Origin of the sequence: Novosphingobium piscinae, assembly GCF_014230355.1 — a bacterium.
In the GTDB taxonomy this organism is placed as follows: Bacteria; Pseudomonadota; Alphaproteobacteria; order Sphingomonadales; family Sphingomonadaceae; genus Novosphingobium; species Novosphingobium piscinae.
In genome coordinates, this window is the sequence record NZ_JACLAX010000007.1 from 151,369 (window position 1) to 171,438 (window position 20,070).

Below are 20,070 nucleotides of genomic sequence, written 5' to 3' on the forward strand. Positions count from 1 at the left end.
ATCATCATCTAGTTTTTGCGAGGGGGGGCTGATCTTTGTATTCTTAAGTCAGGCAAAGCTGAACAACCCTAAGCGCCCTCAATGAGCCCGGAGATATGTGTGGCCACAGCTGTTGCCGCCGCGCGAAGTGGTTCGTCGATGTGAATGTATCTCTGAGTGATGCCTCGCGAAGCGAGTCCGAGCAGAGCAGCAATCGTCAATTCTGAATAGCCCAGGCCTCTGGCTACACTGACAAAGGTGTGGCCCAAGACGTGCGGCGTCACATCTTCGAGACCAGCGTTCCGGCAGACTCGGTCGAGCATGCGAACCACGCCGATGAAGTCCCATCGCCCCAGTCGGCGGGAGAGAAATACTGGGATCCGGTGTCGGGCTGTGCCCTGAGACCCTCAACCGCGGCGGCCCCGATCACCCGGCGCCGGGCGCCTGTGTTCGTCGTGGGAAAATGGATCGCGCGCTCCTCCTCGAGCAGCCATTTCCGATCCAAACCCAGAGCTTCGAGCCGACGAAATCCATCCAACAGCACGAGCCTGATTACCGCGATCCCTTGGGATGTTCCAGATCCGCTTCAGCCTCGCGCAAAGCCCTCCCAAGCTTGCGGGTTTCTGCTTGAGACAGCCACCTTATGCGCGGAGCGCTCGCTATCCTCCCTCCTCAACGGTCATCAGACCGAACCGACCGATGACCTTTCGTCTACTCTGCCTAGAGGAGCCGCTGTACTGGACGACGAAGCTCTACCTGCCCTGTTAGCCGACTGTCACGCCGAACCCGCGGAGCTCATGGTCCCGGACAAACAGACTCGAACCCTTCACCCCATCGTTCGAAGGTTTCAGCGCTTTGACGAGCGTTTTGGTGATTTTAGGCATGACGTCAGCACCTCACCTGTGAGCCGGAAAATCTGCTTTCTTTCCGCCGGGAAGCTCCAATTTGCTTACTTTCTAAGCTTTGCAGATCCAAAACGAGCGTCGTGCAGGAGCTCGGTGTCGATTCAGGGGTGAAAAATCAGTATATACTGTAATGTAGGGTGACTTTGCGCAGTGCCGGATAGCGTGGCGCAATCAGATCGGGCGAACTGCCAAGCTTGCGGCGAGGGTTCGATTCCCTTCACCTCCAGTTTTCCAGCCATCCTTGCTGCTGCATGCCGCTCGCGCGGGGGTAGGTGCGTGTCTGCTCGCCCTGCGGTTGACGGTGCGGCCGAAGCGGTGCGAGGGAGGGGCCATGTCGATCTCTTGCCTGACCCCGGCCGAACGCGATTCGGCGCTGGCTGCCCTGCCGTTGTGGTCGCTGCGCGCCGATGGCCTGGCGCTGGTGCGGACCCTGCGCTTCGCCGATTTCGCCGCAGCCTTCGGCTTCATGACGCGGGTCGCGATCCTGGCCGAAAAGGCCGATCATCATCCCGAGTGGAGCAACGTCTACAACCGGGTGGAGATCACCTTGACCACCCACGACGCCGGCGGGCTGAGCCAGCGCGACGTGGCGCTGGCCCGGGCCATCGATGCGGCTGCCATCGGCGCGGCCTAGAGGGTCTTCGGTTGCGCCGAAGCGGCAGCGGCCCTCGGTCCCGCCTGGCCCCACCGCGTCCTGTCGTGGGATCGCCGGGCTGGGTTCAGCCGGCCGGCTGAACCTTGGTGTAGGGCACGAACTGGTTCATGCTGACGAAGCCGCGCCACCACCAGTTGATCCGGTCGTGCAGCTGGACCACATCAATGTTGCACAGCTGACCGCCCCCGCGCATGTCTGCCACCAGGATGACATCGTTGCGCAGCGACTGGGCATTGACCGGCTTCTGCAGATAGATCGTCTGCCCCGAGCCATAGACGATGGCGGTGCCGTCGATCACCTGGGTGTTCATGTTGAGCCGCGGATCAATGCAGCGCACCGGCTTGCCGGCCACGCGCCCCTCGAGCGCCTTGGCGAGCTGTTGCTCGGGGGTGAGCTTGGGAGCGGCGCCGGCGGCGCCAGCAGCGCCGGCCAGGGTGGCGGCGGCGAGGAGAAACAGGACGGTCGTCTTCATGGCCTTGCTCCTGCGATAGGCACACAGCCTGAACGAAACCGGCTGAACCGCGGCTGACTCAACACGGGTCAGGCCGCTCGCCGCGTGAAGCCCGGTCTCAGGCCGTGCCCCCTACCGTCAGGCCCTCGACCAGCAGCGTCGGCTGGCCTACGCCGGCCGGGACGCTCTGCCCGCCCTTGCCACAGATCCCGACGCCCTCGTCGAGCGCCATGTCGTTGCCGATCCCGATCACCCGGGTCAGCACCGAAGGCCCGTCGCCGATCAGCGTGGCGCCCTTGATCGGCGCGCCGAGCCGGCCGTTCTCGATCCGGTAGGCCTCGGTGCAGGAAAACACGAACTTGCCCGAGACGATATCGACCTGCCCGCCGCCGAAGCTCTTGGCGAAGATGCCGTTCTTCACCCGGCTCAGCAGCTCGGCGGGATTGTCGTTGCCGCCCTTCATGAAGGTGTTGGTCATGCGCGGCATCGGCGCGTGGGCATAGGACTCGCGCCGGCCGTTGCCGGTGGGGGCCACACCCATCAGCCGGGCATTGAGCCGGTCGTGGATGTAGCCCTTGAGGATGCCGTCCTCGATCAGCACGGTCTCCTGGGTCGGCGTCCCCTCATCATCGATGGTCAGCGAGCCCCGCCGGCCCGCGATCGAACCGTCATCGACCACGGTCACCCCCGGCGCGCCGACGCGCTCGCCGATCCGGCCGGAGAAGGCCGAGGTGCCCTTGCGGTTGAAATCCCCCTCCAGCCCGTGGCCGACCGCCTCGTGCAGCAGCACCCCGGGCCAGCCGGGTCCGAGCAGCACGGTCATCTCGCCGGCCGGGGCATCGACCGATTCGAGATTGACCAGCGCCTGGCCCAGCGCCTCGTCGATCGCACGGTTCCAGGTTTCGGGCTGCAGCAGGTCGTCGTAGAGCCGCCGCCCGCCCATGCCGAAGCTGCCGGTCTCGCGCCGCCCGTTCTGTTCGGCCACGATCGCCACGTTGAGCCGCACCAGCGGGCGCACGTCGGTGGCGACGAAGCCGTCGGGGCGGACGATTTCCACCACCGACCAGCTGGCGGCCAGCGAGGCGCTGACCTGCACCACGCGCGGATCGCGGGCGCGGGCCGCCGCGTCGATCGTCTCGAGCAGGCGGACCTTGGCGGCGAAATCGACGGCGTCGAGCGGCGAGGCGTCGGTGTAGAGGTGGCGGTTGCTGCGGGCCGGCGGCGCGGCGCGGGGGCCAGTGGCGGGATCGATCAGCCGCAGCGTCTCGCCGGCGCGGCGGATTGCGGCGGCGGACATGTCGTTGGCATGGGCAAACCCGGTCATCTCGCCCGAGACGCCGCGCAGGCCGAAGCCGGCATCGCGCGAATAGTCGGCCGTCTTCAGCCGGCCATCATCGAAGCCGAAGCTCTCGCTGGCCACGAACTGGAGATAGAGCTCGCCATCGTCGCAGGCGCTCAGCGTCTGGCGGGCGAGGGCCAGGGCCTCGTCGGGGGTGAGCTGTCCGGAACGATAGATCAGGGCGCGGGGATCGGCATAGGTCATGCTGCCCGATATAGGCGGTTTGGCGGGCAAGGCCAGATTTGGTTCGTGGTGGAGGGTAGAGGGTGGCGCAGCGCAGGGGCGGCGGGGCAGGATGCGCCCGATATCCGTCATCCCGGGCTCGACCCGGGACCGGTGCCCGGACCGGTGCAGCCTCGCGTCGAAGGAGGCCAGCGGTCCCGGGTCAAGCCCGGGACGACGAACGGTCTGAAAACGTCGGCTTGCCACCACAAAATGGCATTTCCAGACCCGCTCAGCCTGAGCGGGTCTTGGTGGTTGGGTTCAGGCGGGGCCTATCGCCCGCACTCCCACCCTGCTCAATGCGCGTGGGCATCGTCCTTCAGCACGAAGCGGCGATCGCAATAGCCGCAGTCGACATAGCCCTTCTCGTCAATCTCGAGCCAGACGCGCGGATGGCCCAGGGCCGAGCCGCCGCGGATGTCGCTGGCGCCGTCGCACTTCACGCGGTGCGTGGTGACGTAAACGGTTTCGGGCTGGTCGCTCATGGTTGCTCCGCCTTGGGCTGGGTCCGGAAAGCCCCTTTACGCAAAGCGTCGGCTGCCGCAAGAGCAAGCCCATGTCCGACGCCCCCGAAGCCGTGAATGGCGAAGCCGCCATCTCGATCCGCAACCTCGTCAAGCGTTATGCCGGTGCCAAGGGCGCGCCGGGCAAGCTCGCGCTCGACGGGGTCAGTTTCGACGTGCCGCGCGGCCAGATCTTCGGCTTGCTGGGCCCCAACGGCGCCGGCAAGTCGACCCTGATCAACACCCTCGCCGGACTGGTCATGAAGACTTCGGGCGAGGTTGCGATCTGGGGCTTCGACATCGACCAGGATACCCGCAACGCCAAGCGCGCGATCGGCATCGTGCCGCAGGAGGTGGTGTTCGATCCGTTCTTCACCCCGGCCGAGGTGCTCGAGATCCAGGCCGGCTATTACGGGATCACCAAGGCGGCGCGGCGCACGGCCGAGCTGCTGGCGGCGGTGCACCTGTCGGACAAGGCCAATGCCTATGCCCGCACCCTGTCGGGCGGGATGAAGCGGCGCCTGCTGATCGCCAAGGCCATGGTCCACACCCCGCCGATCCTGGTGCTCGACGAGCCCACCGCCGGGGTCGACGTCGAGCTGCGCCGCCAGCTGTGGGAGCTGGTCGAGGAGCTCAACGCCGAGGGCGTCACCGTGGTCCTGACCACGCACTACCTCGAAGAGGCCGAGCAGCTGTGCGACCGCATCGCGATCATCAACCATGGCCGGCTGATCGCCAACAAGCCCACCCGCGAGCTGTTGTCGATGGCGCGCGAGAAGCTGGTCGTGCTCACCCTCGACCGCGAGGCCGAGCCCCTGCCCCAGCATCCCGCCTTCCTGAAGAGCCGCAGCCTCGGCGAACGCCAGGTCGAGATCACCTATGACAAGGACCGCACCAATGCCGGCCAGGTCCTTGCGCTGGTGCGCGACCAGGGCTTCGCGATCGAGGACGTGACCACCCGCGAGGCCGACCTCGAGGACGTGTTCGTGGCGCTGACCAGCGCGGCACGCGCGGACGCCTGAACCCCTTGGTCTTGCCGGAAGCCCTACCACGTCATCCCGGCAAAGGCCGGGATCTCCCTCCGGATGGCACTCTGCTGTCGCGTCGCTGACCTCGCGCTTTGCCGCGAAGGATGCCAGCCTTCGCTGGCATGACGGAATGGGGCCGATGGGCAGAATGGCCCACCGCGTGCTTCATCGGGCAGGATCGCCGCCCGCGGCTTTTCGCCTGTCGGGTTTGGCCCTATGCGGCAGGGAACGGTCCGCGCGGGTCGGTAGGTACGGAGAGGAACCAGCGTGACGCATGACGTGATCGTGATCGGCTCGGGCGCCGCGGGGCTCACCGCCGCGCTGGCTCTGGCCGAACGGCTGAAGGTGCTGGTGATCGCCAAGGGCACGCTGACCAGCGGCTCGACCGCCTGGGCGCAGGGCGGGATCGCCGCGGTGCTCGATGCTGGCGACACCTTCGAGAATCATGTGCGCGACACGATGATCGCCGGAGCAGGGCTCAACCGCCGCGAGACCGTCGAGTTCGTGATCGAGCGCGCGCCCCACGCGATCGACCGGCTGATCGAGCTGGGCGTGCCGTTCAACACCGATGGCAATACCCTGCACCTGACCCGCGAGGGCGGCCATTCGCACCGCCGCATCGTCCATGTCGACGATGCCACCGGCTGGGCGGTCCAGGCCGCGCTGCTCAAGGCCGCGGAGGCCAATCCCAACATCACCCTGCTGCCCGGCCAGGCCTGCATCGACCTGATCACCGGCCGCCACGAGGAGCGCTACTCCGGATCGGGGCGGGTCTGGGGAGTCTATGCGCTCGACGAGGCAAGCGGCAAGGTCGAGGCCCACACCGCCCGTGCCACCGTGCTGGCCACTGGCGGGGCGGGCCGGGTCTACCAGTTCTCGACCGCGCCGCGCGGCGCTACCGGCGATGGCATCGCCATGGCCTGGCGTGCCGGGGCGCGGGTCGGCAACATGGAGATGATGCAGTTTCACCCGACCTGCCTCTACAATCTCGAGGTCAAGAACTTGCTGATCACCGAGGCGGTGCGCGGCGAGGGCGGGCGGCTGATCAACCCGCGCACCGGCAAGCGCTTCATGGCCTTCTACGACGAGCGGCTGGAGCTGGCTCCGCGTGACATCGTGGCGCGGGCGATCGACAGCGAGATCAAGAAGTTCGGGCTCGACTTCGTCCACCTCGACATCAGCCACATGCCGCCGGACTTCGTGCGCGGGCACTTCCCCACGATCCACGACAAGCTGCTGGGCCTCGGCATCGACATGACCACCCAGCCGATCCCGGTGGTCCCGGCGCAGCACTACACCTGCGGCGGGGTGATGATCGACCTCGATGGGCGGACCGATCTGCCCGGGCTCTATGCCGCCGGCGAATGCACCGAGAGCGGGCTCCATGGCGCGAACCGCCTGGCATCCAACTCGCTGCTCGAATGCTTCGTGTTCGGCGAGGCGGCGGCGCGCCACATCCTGGCCCATTGGGACCGCTTCGACGCCCCGCCGCCGGTGCGCGGCTGGGATGAGAGCCGCGTGACCAACTCCGACGAGGAGGTGGTGATCAAGCAGAACTGGACCGAGATCCGCCGCTTCATGTGGAACTACGTGGGGATCGTGCGGACCACCCGGCGGCTGGAGCGGGCCCAGCACCGCATCCGTCTGCTGTCGGGCGAGATCGACGACTATTACGGCCACTTCCGCGTCACCACCGACCTGATCGAGCTGCGCAATCTCTTGCAGAGCGCCGATCTGATCGTCCGTTCGGCGCTGCGCCGGCTGGAAAGCCGCGGGCTGCACTACACGCTCGACCATCCCGAGACCCTGCCCGAGGCCCACGATACCGTGCTGGTGCCCTAGGGCCGCGCTCAGACCGGCGGGATCTTCAGTTCGGTGAGCTTGGTCTCGATCTCGCGCCAGACCCGCTCGAGCGCCCGCGCCGCCGCGGAATAGGGGGCGAAGACCCCCACCGGCATGCGGCGGAAGGCCATCTGCTCGATCGGACTGGCCGCCGGGATCACCGCCAGCCCGGCCATCGGCCCCTCGCGCGCCTCGCGGTGCGCGCGGCGGCGGCTGTCGAACATCGAGACCAGCGGCAGCACCGGGGGATGGCGCCGGTCACGCCGGGCGAACTCGGCGCGCAGCTGCTCGAGCGCGCGGGCGCCGAGCGGGGAGGGCGGCAGCGGCACGATCACCAGATCGGCGGCGGCGAAGATCTGCTCGGACAGTTCGTTGAGCATCGGCGGGCAATCCAGCACGATCCGCGCATAGTCGCGGCGCAGGTCGCGGGTCAGCCAGCCGAGCCGGTTGCGCTGGCCGAGCCGCGCCAGCTGGAGCGGCAGCTGGCGCAGGCTGGGATCGGCCTGGAGCTGGTCGAGCCCGGTATAGCGGGTCGAGGCGACCAGCCGGCGGGCATTGCCCTCGCGCTGGAACAGCGAGGCGGCGCGCGGCTGGGCGCTGGGTTCGCAGCCGAGCAGGAAGCCCGCGCCGCCCTGCACGTCAAGATCCCACAGCAGCGTGCGCGTGCCGCCCCGCACCGCGCAGCGCCAGGCGAGATCGACCGCAATCGTGGTTTTCCCAACCCCGCCCTTGGGGCTGTACACGGCAATGATGGCCATTTCTGTTCTGCCCGCGACCCGGCAATGTCTGGTCGGCGCCCCGGTTTGGGCATGTCCCAGCGGGCAGGATGTTGCAAACGAATTCACCCGGCGCCCCGCGGGCCTGAACCAAGGGGCGGGGCGGGGTGGATGAGGGGCGCGCGCGGGACCGGGGCTAGAGCAGGGTGCGGCCGATGAAGATCAGCGCCATGGCCCCCACCACCGAGGCGAGGCAGCCCGCGCGGTTGACCCCGTCGCGATAGGCGCCGCCCGAGGCCCAGACGCCGACCGCGCTGGCCAGCAGCGATCCGCCGATCCCGAGCAGGACGGTCATGATCCAGCCCATCGGCACGGCGCCGGGATAGAAGAAGCGGGCCAGCCACCCGACGATGAGGCCGGTGAATACGGCGCCGATGACGTTGAACATGCTGTGCGGCTCCCACTGTATCGCTTGTGTAATACACTGCTTCGCGCGCCGTGCAACGCCGCTCCGGCAACTTTCTTGCCGGGCGCGATTCTATCCTTAGTCAACCGCCTGCTCCCCCTGTCCCCGGGCAAAAATTTTTTCACAGATTCACTTTGACTCTTGCGCCCCGCGCGACCCCCCGGATTGCCGCGCGTCGCGGCCTGCGGCGGGGGCCGGCGCGGGCTCGGTCCGGCCCAGATCGGTGGCGATCACGCTGCTCCCCCCCTTGCGCCCGGTGAGCGTTCGGGCACTATCTATTGTGTCTGGTGGTCGGTACTGCCTCTACCCCTAGTTCCTCACGCGGTGGGATCCCGCAGAGGCAGGTGGAGGCGCGGTGCCACCCAGGTGCAAGCACGAAGGCCTTGTCAGTCGAATTGGAGGAGATGTATTCTCCTTTTGTTCCGGGGAAGGCTGAGTCGGGCAGGGTTTCTGTCCGGTGGGCTTGGCGCCTGTGGCCGGACGGGTTGGGGCATCCTTTTGAGCGTGGGGCAGCAAGCGTGGATTTCAGGAACGACGACAAGGCGGCGGACGTTGGTCTGGCGGACGGCGGGCTCTTCCCCGCCGGTGAGCCGGTCGCGGCAATGGAGACGGGCGTCAGCCCGGCAATCAGCATGACCGAAAAAACCGATACGGGCAGCGCCGAACTGGTCGCCAAGCTGGGCGCCGACGCGCTCGCCGGGGCCGTGGCGGGCCTGGCCAAGACCGCCGCCAAGGTGGACGATTCCAAGTCGGTCCAGCCGCGCCGCTTCACCATCGCCACCGATCCGGCGCGCGATGCCCTGCTGACCGACTTCGGCAAGGATACGCTCGACGATCGCTATCTGCTCCCGGGCGAGACCTACCAGGACCTCTTCGCCCGTGTCGCCGATGCCTATGCCGACGATCAGGACCACGCCCAGCGGCTCTACGACTACATCTCGAAGCTGTGGTTCATGCCGGCCACCCCGGTCCTGTCGAACGGTGGCACCGGCCGCGGCCTGCCGATCTCGTGCTATCTCAACTCGGTCTCGGACAGCCTCGAGGGCATCGTCCAGACCTGGAACGAGAACGTCTGGCTGGCCAGCCGCGGCGGCGGCATCGGCACCTACTGGGGCCAGGTCCGCGGCATCGGCGAGCCGGTCGGGCTCAACGGCAAGACCAGCGGAATCATTCCCTTCGTCCGCGTGATGGACAGCCTCACCCTAGCGATTTCGCAGGGCTCGCTGCGGCGCGGCTCGGCGGCCTGCTACCTCGATGTCTCGCACCCGGAGATCGAGGAGTTCCTCGAAATCCGCAAGCCGTCGGGCGATTTCAACCGCAAGGCGCTGAACCTCCACCACGGCGTGCTGCTGACCGACGAGTTCATGCAGGCCGTGCGCGACGGGGCCGAATTCCACCTGCGCTCGCCCAAGGACGGCACGGTGCGCGGCACGGTCGATGCGCGCTCGCTGTTCCAGAAGCTGGTCGAGACGCGCCTCGCCACCGGCGAGCCCTACATCGTCTTCTCCGACACGGTGAACCGGATGATGCCCAAGCATCACCGCGATCTGGGGCTGAAGGTCTCGACCTCGAACCTGTGCTCGGAGATCACCCTCCCCACCGGGCGCGACCACCTCGGCAATGATCGCACCGCGGTGTGCTGCCTGTCCTCGCTCAACCTCGAAACCTGGGACGAGTGGCACAAGGACGACCGCTTCATCGAGGACGTGCTGCGCTTCCTCGACAACGTCCTGCAGGACTACATCGACCGCGCGCCCGACGAGATGGACCGCGCCAAGTATTCGGCCATGCGCGAGCGCTCGGTCGGGATGGGCGTGATGGGCTTCCACTCGTTTCTCCAGCAGAAGAGCATCGCCTTCGAGAGCGCCCTGGCCAAGGCCTGGAACCTCAAGATGTTCAAGCACATCGCCGCCAAGGCCGATGAGGCCAGCCTGCTGCTGGCGCAGGAACGGGGCGCCTGTCCCGATGCCGCCGACATGGGCGTGATGCAGCGCTTCAGCTGCAAGATGGCGATCGCGCCGACCGCCTCGATCAGCATTATCTGCGGCGGCACCTCGGCCTGCATCGAGCCGATCCCGGCCAACATCTACACCCACAAGACCCTGTCGGGCAGCTTCGTGGTCGAGAATCCCTATCTCAAGAAGCTGTTCCAGGCGAAGTCGAAGGATTCGACCAACGTGTGGAACTCGATCCTCGAGCACGGCGGTTCGGTGCAGCACCTCGACTTCCTCAGCCCCGAGGAAAAGGCGGTCTACAAGACCAGCTTCGAGATCGACCAGCGCTGGCTGCTCGAGTTCGCGGCCGATCGCACCCCCTACATCGACCAGGCCCAGTCGCTGAACCTCTACATCCCGGCCGACGTCGACAAGTGGGACCTGATGATGCTGCACTTCCAGGCCTGGGAGAAGGGGATCAAGAGCCTCTACTACCTGCGCTCGAAGTCGGTGCAGCGCGCCGGGTTCGCCGGCGGAGTCGAGGCCGACAACACCGCCGAGGCCCCGAAGATCGAGCTCGCCACCCAGACCGACTACGAGGAATGCCTCGCCTGCCAGTGATGTGGGCGTACATTCCGCGACACTTGGCGACTTGCCCCTCCCCGGGAGGGCTGCGCAAAGGGCCGTAGTTCGTGTTGATGGAGGTGAATTTCATGCGCAAGTGGCATCGCTGGCTGGTCGTGTTCTTCGGGGCGTTCCTGCTGTGGATTTCGATCACCGGCCTGCTCAGCCAGGTCGTGCCGTGGTTCCTGCCCAAGCCCGACCGGGCGGCGGCGGCGGCCCAGGTGCCGGCGGGTTTCGTCTGCCCCGAGACCATGAACTGCCGCCCCAAGCCGCCGAAGGGCGGCAGCATCATCGGCACCTTGCATCACCTCCATTCGGGTGAGAGCTTCGGCCCGGTCGGCGTGGCTATCGCCACCCTGTCGGGCCTCGCCATGGTGTTCTTCACGATCTCTGGCATCTGGATGTACGTGCAGATGTGGGCCAACCGCCGCGACCGCAAGCTGCGGCCCGGCCTGTTCTGGAAGTGACCGCGTGATCGGGACGCCGCCGGACCGGGCCCTGCGCGACCGGCGGCGTTCCGGCTGCGCCGCCCCGCCCTTTTCCCCAGCCATGCCCCTGCGGACCGCTTCGCAGGCCGCCCGCACCACCCTATATTAACCCTCCAATCCGGAGAGACCCTCATGCCGCTGCTCGAAGCCCGCAAGACCTACAAGCCGTTCGAATATCCGTGGGCCTACGAGTTCTGGAAGCGCCAGCAGCAGATCCACTGGATGCCCGAGGAAGTGCCGCTCGGCGAGGACTGCCGCGACTGGGCGCAGAAGATCTCTGAAAGCGAGCGCAACCTGCTCACCCAGATCTTCCGCTTTTTCACCCAGGCCGACGTCGAGGTGCAGGACTGCTACCACGACAAGTACGGCCGCGTGTTCAAGCCGACCGAGATCAAGATGATGCTCGCCGCCTTCTCCAACATGGAGACGGTGCACATCGCGGCCTATTCGCACCTGCTCGACACCATCGGCATGCCCGAAAGCGAATATGGCATGTTCCTCGAATACGAGGAGCTGAAGGCCAAGCACGACTATCTGCACACCTTCGGGGTGGATTCGGACGAGGACATCGCCCGCACCCTCGCCATGTTCGGCGGCTTCACCGAAGGCCTGCAGCTGTTCGCCAGCTTCGCCATGCTGATGAACTTCCCGCGCTTCAACAAGATGAAGGGCATGGGCCAGATCGTCTCGTGGTCGGTGCGCGATGAAAGCCTGCACTGCGAAGGCATCACCAAGCTGTTCCACACCTTCGTCAAGGAACGCGACTGCCTGACCAAGGCGGTCAAGGAAGACATCATCGACTGCTGCCAGAAGACCGTGCGGCTCGAAGACGCCTTCATCGACCTGGCCTTCGAATCCGGCCCGGTGCCGGGGATGAGCGCCAAGGAGATCAAGCGCTACATCCGCTACATCGCCGACTGGCGCCTCGGCCAGCTCGGCCTCCAGCCGATCTACCTGATCGAGGACCACCCGCTGCCCTGGCTCACCCCGCTGCTCAACGGCGTGGAGCACGCCAACTTCTTCGAGACCCGCGCCACCGAATATTCGAAGGGCGCCACCCGCGGCAACTGGCAGGACGTGTGGAGCAACTTCGACAGCCGCCGCAAGGCCAAGGACGCCGCCAACAGCGACGCCACCAGCGACGAGATCGAGGCGGACATGTTCGGGAGCGTCGCGGCGGAGTGAGGTCGGCCGCGGCCTGAACCAGGGTGGCGGGGGCTTGCCCCCTGCCGCCCCGCCCTGTTGTCGCCCCGGCCTGGACCCGGGGTCCCGCTTCGGCCGGGAGGCGGGGAACAGCCGGGTCCCGGGTCAGGCCCGGGACGACGTCGGGGCGTGACGGGATGACAACGCGGCGCGCGCTTCGATCGCGGCGACCCGGCGCATGAGCGTCAAACGGCCGATCAGGCTGCCTCGCCCGGCGGGGCGGCACGGGCAGGGCGCTCCGGAGGTCTCGTCTTGCCCGGACTGATGCTGCTGTGGCCGTGCGCGCTCAGCCTCCTCACCCTCTTCCTCTTCGCCCTCGACAAGACCCGCGCCGCCCGCCGCAGCGGCCGGCGCATCCCCGAGCGCACCCTGCTGCTGTGCGCCGCGCTGGGCGGGACACCGGGGGCCTATGCCGGGCGCTGGCTGCTGCGCCACAAGACGCGCAAGCAGCCTTTCGTCGCGCGGCTTCACCTGATCGCGGCGGGGCAGGCGGTGCTGCTGGCCGTGGCGCTGGGGCGTGGCTGGCCGGGGTGAGCGCCGCGGGTCAGGCCGGCGCCGGCCCCGGCCCCGGCCCAAGCTCTGGCCCAGGCTCTGGCGCGCGGCGGCGCAGCGGGAAGCGGATCGCGCAGTGCAGGCCCTCGGGGCGCAGGTCATAGTCGAGCTCGCCGGCCAGCAGCCCCTTCACCGCGGTGCGGATCAGCGAGGTGCCGAAGCCGCCTGGCGCCGATGCGGTCACCGGCGGGCCGCCGTGTTCGGTCCAGGTCAGGGTGATCCAGCCGGTCTCGCCCCCCGCTGCCCCCGTCGACCCCCCGCCCGCGATCCCGTCGTCCGCGGTCTCGTCGCCGCGCGTGGCCAGGCCGGCTTCGCCCCAGGCCCCGTCCTCGATCCCGCTGGCGTCAGGCCCGCTCTCCGGTCCGCTCTCCGGCCCACCGGCTGTCCCGCCCGCCGCCGGGTCGGCCGCGGCGGCGCGCAGCACGCAGCCGAAGGCGACGTGGCCCTGGCCGCCGCCGCGGCCCGACAGCGCTCCGTGCTTGGCCGAATTGGTCGCCAGCTCGTGCAGGATCATGCTCAGCGCCTGGGCGACATTGGGCTGGAGCCGCAAGGCGCGCGAGATCGTGTCGATCCGCACCGCCGGGCCGAACGGCGCCAGCTCCTGGCGCACCAGCTCGTCGAGCCGGACCGTCTCCCAGCGGTTCTGCGCGAGCAGCGTGTGGACCCGGCCGAGCGCCTGGATCCGCCCGGTCACCGCGGCCCTGAACTCCTCGACGCTGCCGGTCGAGCGGGTCAGCTTGAGCACCGACTGGATCACCGTCAGCAGGTTCTTGGCGCGGTGGTCGACCTCGCGGGTCAGGAGCCGCTCGCGTTCACGGGCGCGCTTGGCCGTGGTCACCTCCTCGCAGAAGATGGCGATGCCCTGGACCGCGCCGGACCTGTCGTGCACCGGGTAGAACATCTCCTGCCAGTCGCGCCGGACCCCGGGCTGGGCCGGGGTTTCGCCGCTCAGCTCGACGCCCTTGATCGCCGCGTTCTCGTCCAGCACGCGCCGCAGCATCGGTTCGGCCGAGGCACGCAGGTCGGGTACGAGGTCCCACACGCTCTTGCCGATGTGCTGCTCGATGGTGAAGCCGTTCATCTCGGCGAGCGCCGCGTTGATCCGCACGAAACGCATGTCGCGGTCGAGAAAGCCGAGCCCGATCGGGGCTTCGTTGTAGAGCGCCTCCAGCTCGCTCAGCGCTGCGCTCAGTCGGGCCTCCTCCGCCAGCAGCGCCGCGGTGCTGGCGGCCAGGGTCAGCTCGCGCTGGTGCAGCGCATCGGCCAGGGTGGCCAGCTGGGCCAGCACCTCGACCAGCAACGTGCTCACCACCAGCGACAGCACCAGCGTGACCAGCACCACCGCCCGGTCGTCCGCCACCGGGCCGGCCGCCAGGAACAGCCCGGCGCTGCCCAGGCACAGCCCGGTCGCAGCATAGCCCATCACCCGCCCGCCCAGCAGCGCGCCGACCATGATCGCCGGATAGAACGGCAGGAACGGGGCCGGCAGATCCGTCCCCAGCGAGTGGACCAGCAAGCTGGCCAGCGCCGTCAGGACCAGCACCAGCAGCCAGCCGCGCCAAGGTTGCCGGGCCTGCCAGCGGCGCAGCGCGAACCAGCGCGAGGCGGTCGGCGACAGATCGTCCGGGCCCTGGCCGTCTTCCATGCGTCCGCTGCCCCTTGGCCGAGGCGGCGTGCCGGCCCCACTCATGGCAATGTGACGCGTCCGGTTCGCAGGCGCAAGCGCTTGAACCGTGGGGTTGACCAAGGCCGGGTGGCGCGGCCGGCCTGTCGCCCGCACTGCCCCGCACCGCCCGGCCGCTTCGCGGCGGCCGACCGGAGGCGTTCGGGAGGTTCAGCGCTGTTCGGGGCAGGGATGGCGCAGCGGGCTGGAGCGGGTGAAGGGAATCGAACCCTCGTCGTAAGCTTGGGAAGCTTCTGCTCTACCATTGAGCTACACCCGCGGACCTGCCGGGCGCCAGGCCGAAGGCCAGGGCGCCGAACCGGTGGACCGCCCGATGGGCCGGCCGTTCCGCATGCGAGCGGCGCTTGCCATAATCACCGGCCGCTGGTCAACACAGTTGTGCCGCAGCGGCAACGCCGGGCGTCCCTGCGGTGCCGCTGCGGATGGTGGATCAGAACTGGAAGCCGACCCGCGCCCCGACCACCCGGGCCGTCTGGCCGGCCGCCGGCAGGGCGCGCAGGCCGCCGTCGGGCTGTCCGGCGAAGGTGCTGGCGAGATAGGCCACCGGCGCCCGCGTCTTGGTCAGGTTGCGGACGAACAGCGACGCGGTCCAGGCCCCGTCCGGCGCGCGCACGCCCAGCCCGCCGTTGACGATGGCGTGCTCGCGGAAGCGGAACCGGGGGTCGGCGCGGGCCCCCAGCAGGATCTCGCTGCGGTAGACCACGTTGGCATTGACGAACAGCTCGAGCCCGTCCGAGACTTGGTGCCCATAGTCGCTCGACAGCGTGATCTTGTGCTTGGGGGCGTTGATCAGCTGGGTTCCGCCGAGCGGCAGGCCATCCTCACCGACGAAGCCGGCGGGGAAGCGGACATCGTTGAACTGGTAGCCGGCATTGATCGAGAAGCCCCGGGTGATCTGGCCGAACGCGGTCAGCTCGAAGCCCTTGGACACGATGCGGTCGATGTTGAGCGGACGGGCGACCAGCGCCGTGCCGACGAAGACGTTCGCCTGGCTCTGGAAGTCGCGCAGCCGGGTGTAGAAGGCGTTGCCCGACAACTGCAGCCGCCCGATGCCCACCTTGGCGCCCAGCTCGAACGAATCGGACAGTTCGGGGTTCAGCTCGAACAGCGCGCCCGACGGGTCGGTGCCCGCCGCCGGGGGCTTGTAGCCGCGGGCGAAGGAAGCGAACAGGTTGACGTCGGGGTTGGGCATGTAGCTCAGGCCGATCCGGCCCGAGAGGTTGCCGTCGTTGATCTGCAGCGTCTGGCTCGGCCCGGGGGTGGCGCGGAACACCTGAACGCGGGTCGTGTTGCGGTAATCGTCATAGCGCAGGCCGCCGAACAGCTCGACCTGGTCGGTCAGGTTGATCGTCACGTCGGCAAAGGCGGCCATCGTCCGGTTGTTGGTAAACTCGCGGGTGAACGAGATCGGCACTGGGCAGACCGTGCCCGCGAAGGTGCAGACGCTGAAGCCGACGCGATCGGCCGGGGCCGTGGCGCCGAACACCGCCGGCTCGCCGATCGGGGTGCGGTCGAAGACATAGTCGGTGTAGAACAGGCCGCCGACCACGTCGAAGCCCGCGCCGACATAGTTCAGCCGCAGCTCCTGGCTGAAGCCGTTGGCATTTTCCGCGGTGCGCTCCTGCCGGGCTGCGGGCGCCGTGGTCAGGCGCGAGAAGTCGCGGCGGTTGACCAGAAACTCGCGGGCGCGGAACGCGGTGACCGACGTGAGCGAGAGGGCATCGGACAGCGAGACGTCCACCACTGCCGACGCCGCCGACATCGTGGTCGACTGGTCGGTCGGCGCGTTCTCGCAGTACCATTCGGCCCGCTCGCTGATCACCGGCATGGCGCAGCCCGCCGGGTTGAGGAAGGCGGCGGTCGAGGCAGCTCCTCGGGTGCCGCCTGGTGCGCCGAACGGCGCGGTCGAGTTCGGCGCGATCGCCAGCGCGAAGAAGGTCTGGCCGCGGCTGTCGTTCTGGCCGTGCTCGCCAGTCAGGGTGATCTTGAGCGACTCGCTCGGCTCGAAGCGCAGCTTGGCGCGGACGCCGAAGTCGTCGATCCGGTTGTCGAGCCCGGTGGTCGCGCTGCGCTGCAGGCCGGTCTCGCGGCGGAACTGGCCCGACACGCGCAAGGCCACGTTGCTCCCCAGCGGCACGTTCATGCCCGCATTGACGATGACCTCGCCGAACTCGGCGCCGGCGGTTCCCTTGTCGGCGGCATCGATGCTGACATTGGCGGCGAACCGGTCGAACTCGGGATTGCGCGTGGTGATGTTGAGCACGCCGGCCGAGGCGCCCTGGCCGAACAGGGTGCCCTGCGGCCCGCGCAGAACCTCAACCTGGGCCATGTCGAACAGCACCGGGAAGTTGAGGTTGCCGATCGGCACCTGGTCGATCACCAGCGCGACCGATGGCGCCACCGAGGGGTTGAACACCCCGGTGCCGAAGCCGCGCAGCCGTCCGCCGCCGTTCGATTCCCCGCCGAAGGTCTGCGCGACCTCGAGCGCGGGAGTGATGCGCTGCAGATCGGTGACGTTGTAGATCTGGTCGCGCTTGAGCTGGTCGGCCGTGGCCACCGAGACCGCCAGCGGCACGTCGATCAGGTTCTCGACGCGCTTGCGCGCGGTGACGACGATGGCGTTCTCGTCTTCGAGGGCGGTGTCCTCCGCAGCCTGGGGCAGGGCGTCCTGGGCCATGGCAGCGGGGGTCCAGACCAGCGCGGCCACGGAAAGGCCGCCCAGCAGGCCGCCTCGCTTCAATCGGGTCATAGCAATGCCTCCCCATCTTATCCCGCGCAGCAGGGCGGGACGATGTTGTGTTCCTTGATGGGGCGGGATCTAGCCGCGCTGATGGATAATGGAAAATTCTTTGTTTTGAGTTCCAGCCATCCATCCTATGAATAATAAAACTAACAAAATGATTTTATATTTGGAGCAGGATGCGCTCGCGGAAAAGCTATGCAAAACATTTCTGTGCAAGTCCAGATTGTGTCAGTTTGTGTCTATAGGAACGAGGGGTTGGTCTTGGTCCTGGCCTAGGCTGTTTGCACCACCGGGACCCTGCGCGATGCCGGCAAGGGCACTTGCCATGCCCCCGCCCGCGCGCATAAGTCTGCGCTGCCGGGGTCAAGCAACCTCCCGGTCAGGCGCGAGCCCAAGTGTTGCCTTTCAGCAGTCCGCACTGGCGGATGGAAAGGTGCATGTCCGTGGCGACCAGCGAGGTGACCCCTCCCTCATTCGGTGAACTGGTCCGGGTTGCTGCCCGGATCGGCTGTCTCAGCTTCGGCGGTCCGGTTGGCCAGATCGCGCTGATGCACCGCGAGCTGGTCGAGGACCGCCGCTGGATCACCGAGGCGCAGTACCTCCACGCGCTCAACTTCTGCCACCTGCTCCCCGGTCCCGAGGCGCAGCAGCTGGCGATCTGGATCGGCTGGCGGCTGCACGGGCTCAAGGGCGGTCTCGCCGCCGGGCTGCTGTTCGTGCTGCCCGGCGCACTGGTGATTCTGGCGCTGTCGATCCTCTACGGCTATGCCGCGCACCTCGCCTGGTTCGCCGCGCTGTTCCTCGGCATCAAGGCCGCGGTGCTGGCGATCGTGGTCCAGGCGCTGCTGCGGGTCGCAGGCCGGGCGCTCGATACCCCGGTCATGCGCGCCATCGCGCTGGCCGCCTTCCTCGCCCTGTTCGTGTTCGACTGGCCGTTTCCGCTGGTCGTGCTCGGCGCCGGGCTGATCGGCACGGGGCTTGCCGCCCGGCGTCCGGCGCTGCTCAACCTCAAGCCGCTCGGCGCGCCGCCGCCGCGCGCCCCGCGGCCCTGGGGCACGACGCTGCGTGCCGCGCTGGTCGGCGGCCTGCTCTGGGCGGCGCCGCTGGTCGTGGTGGTGGCGCTGCTCGGCCCCGATCACGTGCTGGCGCGGATCGGCCTGTTCTTCGCCAAGCTGGCGGTCGTGACCTTCGGCGGCGCCTATGCCGTGCTCGCCTATATGGCGCAGCAGGCGGTCGAGGGGTTCGGCTGGCTGACCCCGGGCGAGATGGCCGATGGCCTCGGCCTGGCCGAGACCACGCCGGGGCCGCTGATCATGGTCACGCAGTATGTCGGCTATCTCGCCGCGTTCCGCAGTCCGGCACCGTTCACCCCGCTCACCGCCGGAATCCTTGGCGCGGTCCTGACCACGTGGGTCACCTTCGCCCCGTGTTTCCTGTGGATCTTCGCGCTGGCGCCGTGGATCGAGCGGCTCGAGCATGCCCAGCGGCTGAAGGGTGGGCTGGCGGCGGTGACCGCGGCGGTGGTCGGGGTGATCGCCAGTCTTTCGCTGTGGTTCGCGCTGCACCTCCTGTTCGCCCGCACGGTTCCGGCCGGTCTGCCCGGCCTGGCCCTGACCCTGCCCGATCCGCGCAGCCTCGACTGGCGCGCCGCCCTGCTCGCAGGGCTCGCGGCCTGGCTGATCTTCCGGGTGCGCTGGAGCCTGCTGCGCGTGCTCGCGGCGAGCGCTGTGGGCGGCCTCGTTGTCGGCCAGCTGGCCTGATCCCCGTTCCGACAAGGAGATGACGCGATGGCCGACCTGTCCCGGCGCTAGCCGGGCGGGTCCTCCTCAGCTTCGGCGCAGGCCCGGCCGAGCACGTCAAGCAGCCAGCAGCCGGCCGGCCCGGGGGGGGCATCGCGCCGCCAGATCGCGCGCAGGGTATAGCTGGTCTGGCCCCATTCGGGCACGGCCAGCGCCACCAGCCGGCCATTGGCCAGGTCGCCCGCGATCATGTGGCGCGGCATGCCGCCCCAGCCGATCCCCTCGCGCAGCAGGGCGTGCTTGGCGCCGAGATCACCCAGCCGCCAGCTGCGCGCGCCGAACACCGCGAAATCCTCCCCGGCGGTCCGGGCCGACCGGTCGGTCAGGACCAGCTGACGGTAGCGCCGCGCCATGCCGGGCGGGATCTCGGTCAGCCGGGCGAGGGGGTGGCCCGGCGCCGCGACCGGGACCAGCGTCACCGCGCCGACCCGGCGCAGGTGGAGGTCGGGGTGGTCGGCCAGCATGTCCCCGGCCAGGCCGATCCGGGCGCGCCCGGTCACCACCATCTCGCCCACCGCGCCCAGGCTCTCGACATGGAGGCGCAGGTCGACCGTGGGGAAGGCGCTCTGGAACTCGCGCAGCACCGCAGCCAGCCGGTCCTGCGGCATCATCACGTCGACCACCACGGTCAGCTCGCTTTCCAGCCCCTGGTTGAGCGCGCGGATCCCGCTGACCAGCGCGTCGACCTCGTCGCTGACCCCGCGGGCATGGCCCAGCACGGTGCGCCCGGCTTCGGTCAGCACCGGCCGGCGCGAACCCGCGCGGTCAAACAGCGCGACGCCAAGCTGGGCCTCGAGCGTGGTGACCGCATAGCTGACCACCGAGACCGCCCGGCCCAGCCGCCGGGCGGCGCGGCTGAAGCTGCCCTCCTCGACAATGGCGAGGAACACGGCGAGGTGATCGAGCGAGGGCCGGCCGACCTCCATGCTCCAGACTT

17 protein-coding genes and 1 tRNA gene are annotated in these 20,070 nt (G+C 68.5%); 8 read left to right on the forward strand and 10 right to left on the reverse strand.

Annotated elements, in window-relative coordinates:
* Nucleotides 1–259 precede the first annotated feature (259 nt).
* Complete coding sequence (locus H7F53_RS17665) at nucleotides 260–517, reverse strand: hypothetical protein (RefSeq protein WP_246438785.1); 258 nt, start codon at nucleotides 515–517, stop codon at nucleotides 260–262.
* A gap of 698 nt (nucleotides 518–1,215) precedes the next feature.
* Between H7F53_RS17665 and H7F53_RS09175 the strand changes: the two genes are divergently transcribed.
* Complete coding sequence (locus H7F53_RS09175; RefSeq protein WP_185679171.1) at nucleotides 1,216–1,518, forward strand: 4a-hydroxytetrahydrobiopterin dehydratase; 303 nt, start codon at nucleotides 1,216–1,218, stop codon at nucleotides 1,516–1,518.
* A gap of 85 nt (nucleotides 1,519–1,603) precedes the next feature.
* Here the strand turns inward: H7F53_RS09175 and H7F53_RS09180 are convergent, their stop codons facing one another.
* From H7F53_RS09180 to H7F53_RS09190, 3 genes are all read right to left on the reverse strand, one after another.
* Nucleotides 1,604–2,011 (reverse strand): hypothetical protein, encoded by a 408-nt coding sequence (locus H7F53_RS09180; protein ID WP_185679172.1) that lies wholly within the window; start codon nucleotides 2,009–2,011, stop codon nucleotides 1,604–1,606.
* 97 nt (nucleotides 2,012–2,108) lie between these two features.
* Nucleotides 2,109–3,533 (reverse strand): metalloprotease TldD, encoded by a 1,425-nt coding sequence (gene tldD / locus H7F53_RS09185; protein WP_185679173.1) that lies wholly within the window; start codon nucleotides 3,531–3,533, stop codon nucleotides 2,109–2,111.
* Nucleotides 3,534–3,847: 314 nt separating this feature from the next.
* Entirely contained in the window at nucleotides 3,848–4,036 is a 189-nt protein-coding gene (locus H7F53_RS09190; protein WP_185679174.1) for a zinc-finger domain-containing protein, read from the reverse strand.
* A gap of 71 nt (nucleotides 4,037–4,107) precedes the next feature.
* Between H7F53_RS09190 and H7F53_RS09195 the strand changes: the two genes are divergently transcribed.
* A complete protein-coding gene (locus H7F53_RS09195) occupies nucleotides 4,108–5,076 on the forward strand; it encodes an ABC transporter ATP-binding protein (RefSeq protein ID WP_185679175.1) in 969 nt (322 codons plus the stop codon).
* A 273-nt stretch (nucleotides 5,077–5,349) separates the two neighbouring features.
* On the forward strand, nucleotides 5,350–6,924 hold the full coding sequence (gene nadB, locus H7F53_RS09200; RefSeq protein ID WP_185679176.1) for an L-aspartate oxidase: 1,575 nt from the start codon (nucleotides 5,350–5,352) through the stop codon (nucleotides 6,922–6,924).
* 8 nt (nucleotides 6,925–6,932) lie between these two features.
* Here nadB and H7F53_RS09205 read toward each other — a convergent pair whose 3' ends face one another.
* Both H7F53_RS09205 and H7F53_RS09210 read right to left on the reverse strand, forming a co-directional pair.
* A complete protein-coding gene (locus tag H7F53_RS09205; RefSeq protein WP_185679177.1) occupies nucleotides 6,933–7,682 on the reverse strand; it encodes a ParA family protein in 750 nt (249 codons plus the stop codon).
* 154 nt (nucleotides 7,683–7,836) lie between these two features.
* Nucleotides 7,837–8,088: a GlsB/YeaQ/YmgE family stress response membrane protein gene (locus H7F53_RS09210; protein WP_185679178.1), complete on the reverse strand. Its 252-nt coding sequence runs from the start codon at nucleotides 8,086–8,088 to the stop codon at nucleotides 7,837–7,839.
* A 650-nt stretch (nucleotides 8,089–8,738) separates the two neighbouring features.
* On the opposite strand from H7F53_RS09210, the gene H7F53_RS09215 reads away from it, so the two are divergent.
* The 4 genes from H7F53_RS09215 (at nucleotide 8,739) to H7F53_RS09230 (ending at nucleotide 12,889) form a co-directional block, all read left to right on the forward strand.
* Nucleotides 8,739–10,661, forward strand: a complete 1,923-nt coding sequence (locus H7F53_RS09215; protein ID WP_246438786.1) for a ribonucleoside-diphosphate reductase subunit alpha — start codon at nucleotides 8,739–8,741, stop codon at nucleotides 10,659–10,661.
* A 92-nt stretch (nucleotides 10,662–10,753) separates the two neighbouring features.
* Complete coding sequence (locus H7F53_RS09220; protein WP_185679179.1) at nucleotides 10,754–11,131, forward strand: PepSY domain-containing protein; 378 nt, start codon at nucleotides 10,754–10,756, stop codon at nucleotides 11,129–11,131.
* A 153-nt stretch (nucleotides 11,132–11,284) separates the two neighbouring features.
* Nucleotides 11,285–12,337, forward strand: a complete 1,053-nt coding sequence (locus tag H7F53_RS09225; protein ID WP_185679180.1) for a ribonucleotide-diphosphate reductase subunit beta — start codon at nucleotides 11,285–11,287, stop codon at nucleotides 12,335–12,337.
* A gap of 282 nt (nucleotides 12,338–12,619) precedes the next feature.
* Nucleotides 12,620–12,889, forward strand: coding sequence for a DUF1294 domain-containing protein (locus H7F53_RS09230; protein WP_185679181.1), 270 nt, complete (start codon nucleotides 12,620–12,622; stop codon nucleotides 12,887–12,889).
* Between the two features lie 10 nt (nucleotides 12,890–12,899).
* On the opposite strand, the gene H7F53_RS09235 is transcribed toward H7F53_RS09230, so the two are convergent.
* The 3 genes from H7F53_RS09235 to H7F53_RS09245 form a co-directional block, all read right to left on the reverse strand.
* Nucleotides 12,900–14,552, reverse strand: coding sequence for an HWE histidine kinase domain-containing protein (locus H7F53_RS09235; RefSeq protein WP_185679182.1), 1,653 nt, complete (start codon nucleotides 14,550–14,552; stop codon nucleotides 12,900–12,902).
* A 224-nt stretch (nucleotides 14,553–14,776) separates the two neighbouring features.
* Nucleotides 14,777–14,850, reverse strand: a tRNA-Gly gene (locus H7F53_RS09240).
* A 171-nt stretch (nucleotides 14,851–15,021) separates the two neighbouring features.
* Complete coding sequence (locus tag H7F53_RS09245; RefSeq protein WP_185679183.1) at nucleotides 15,022–17,340, reverse strand: TonB-dependent receptor; 2,319 nt, start codon at nucleotides 17,338–17,340, stop codon at nucleotides 15,022–15,024.
* A gap of 431 nt (nucleotides 17,341–17,771) precedes the next feature.
* Between H7F53_RS09245 and chrA the strand changes: the two genes are divergently transcribed.
* Nucleotides 17,772–19,094, forward strand: a complete 1,323-nt coding sequence (gene chrA, locus H7F53_RS09250; RefSeq protein WP_185679184.1) for a chromate efflux transporter — start codon at nucleotides 17,772–17,774, stop codon at nucleotides 19,092–19,094.
* A gap of 47 nt (nucleotides 19,095–19,141) precedes the next feature.
* On the opposite strand, the gene H7F53_RS09255 is transcribed toward chrA, so the two are convergent.
* The gene (locus H7F53_RS09255) at nucleotides 19,142–20,059 is read right to left on the reverse strand and encodes a LysR family transcriptional regulator (protein WP_185679185.1); all 918 of its coding nucleotides are present in this window, start codon (nucleotides 20,057–20,059) and stop codon (nucleotides 19,142–19,144) included.
* Between the last annotated feature and the right edge of the window lie 11 nt (nucleotides 20,060–20,070).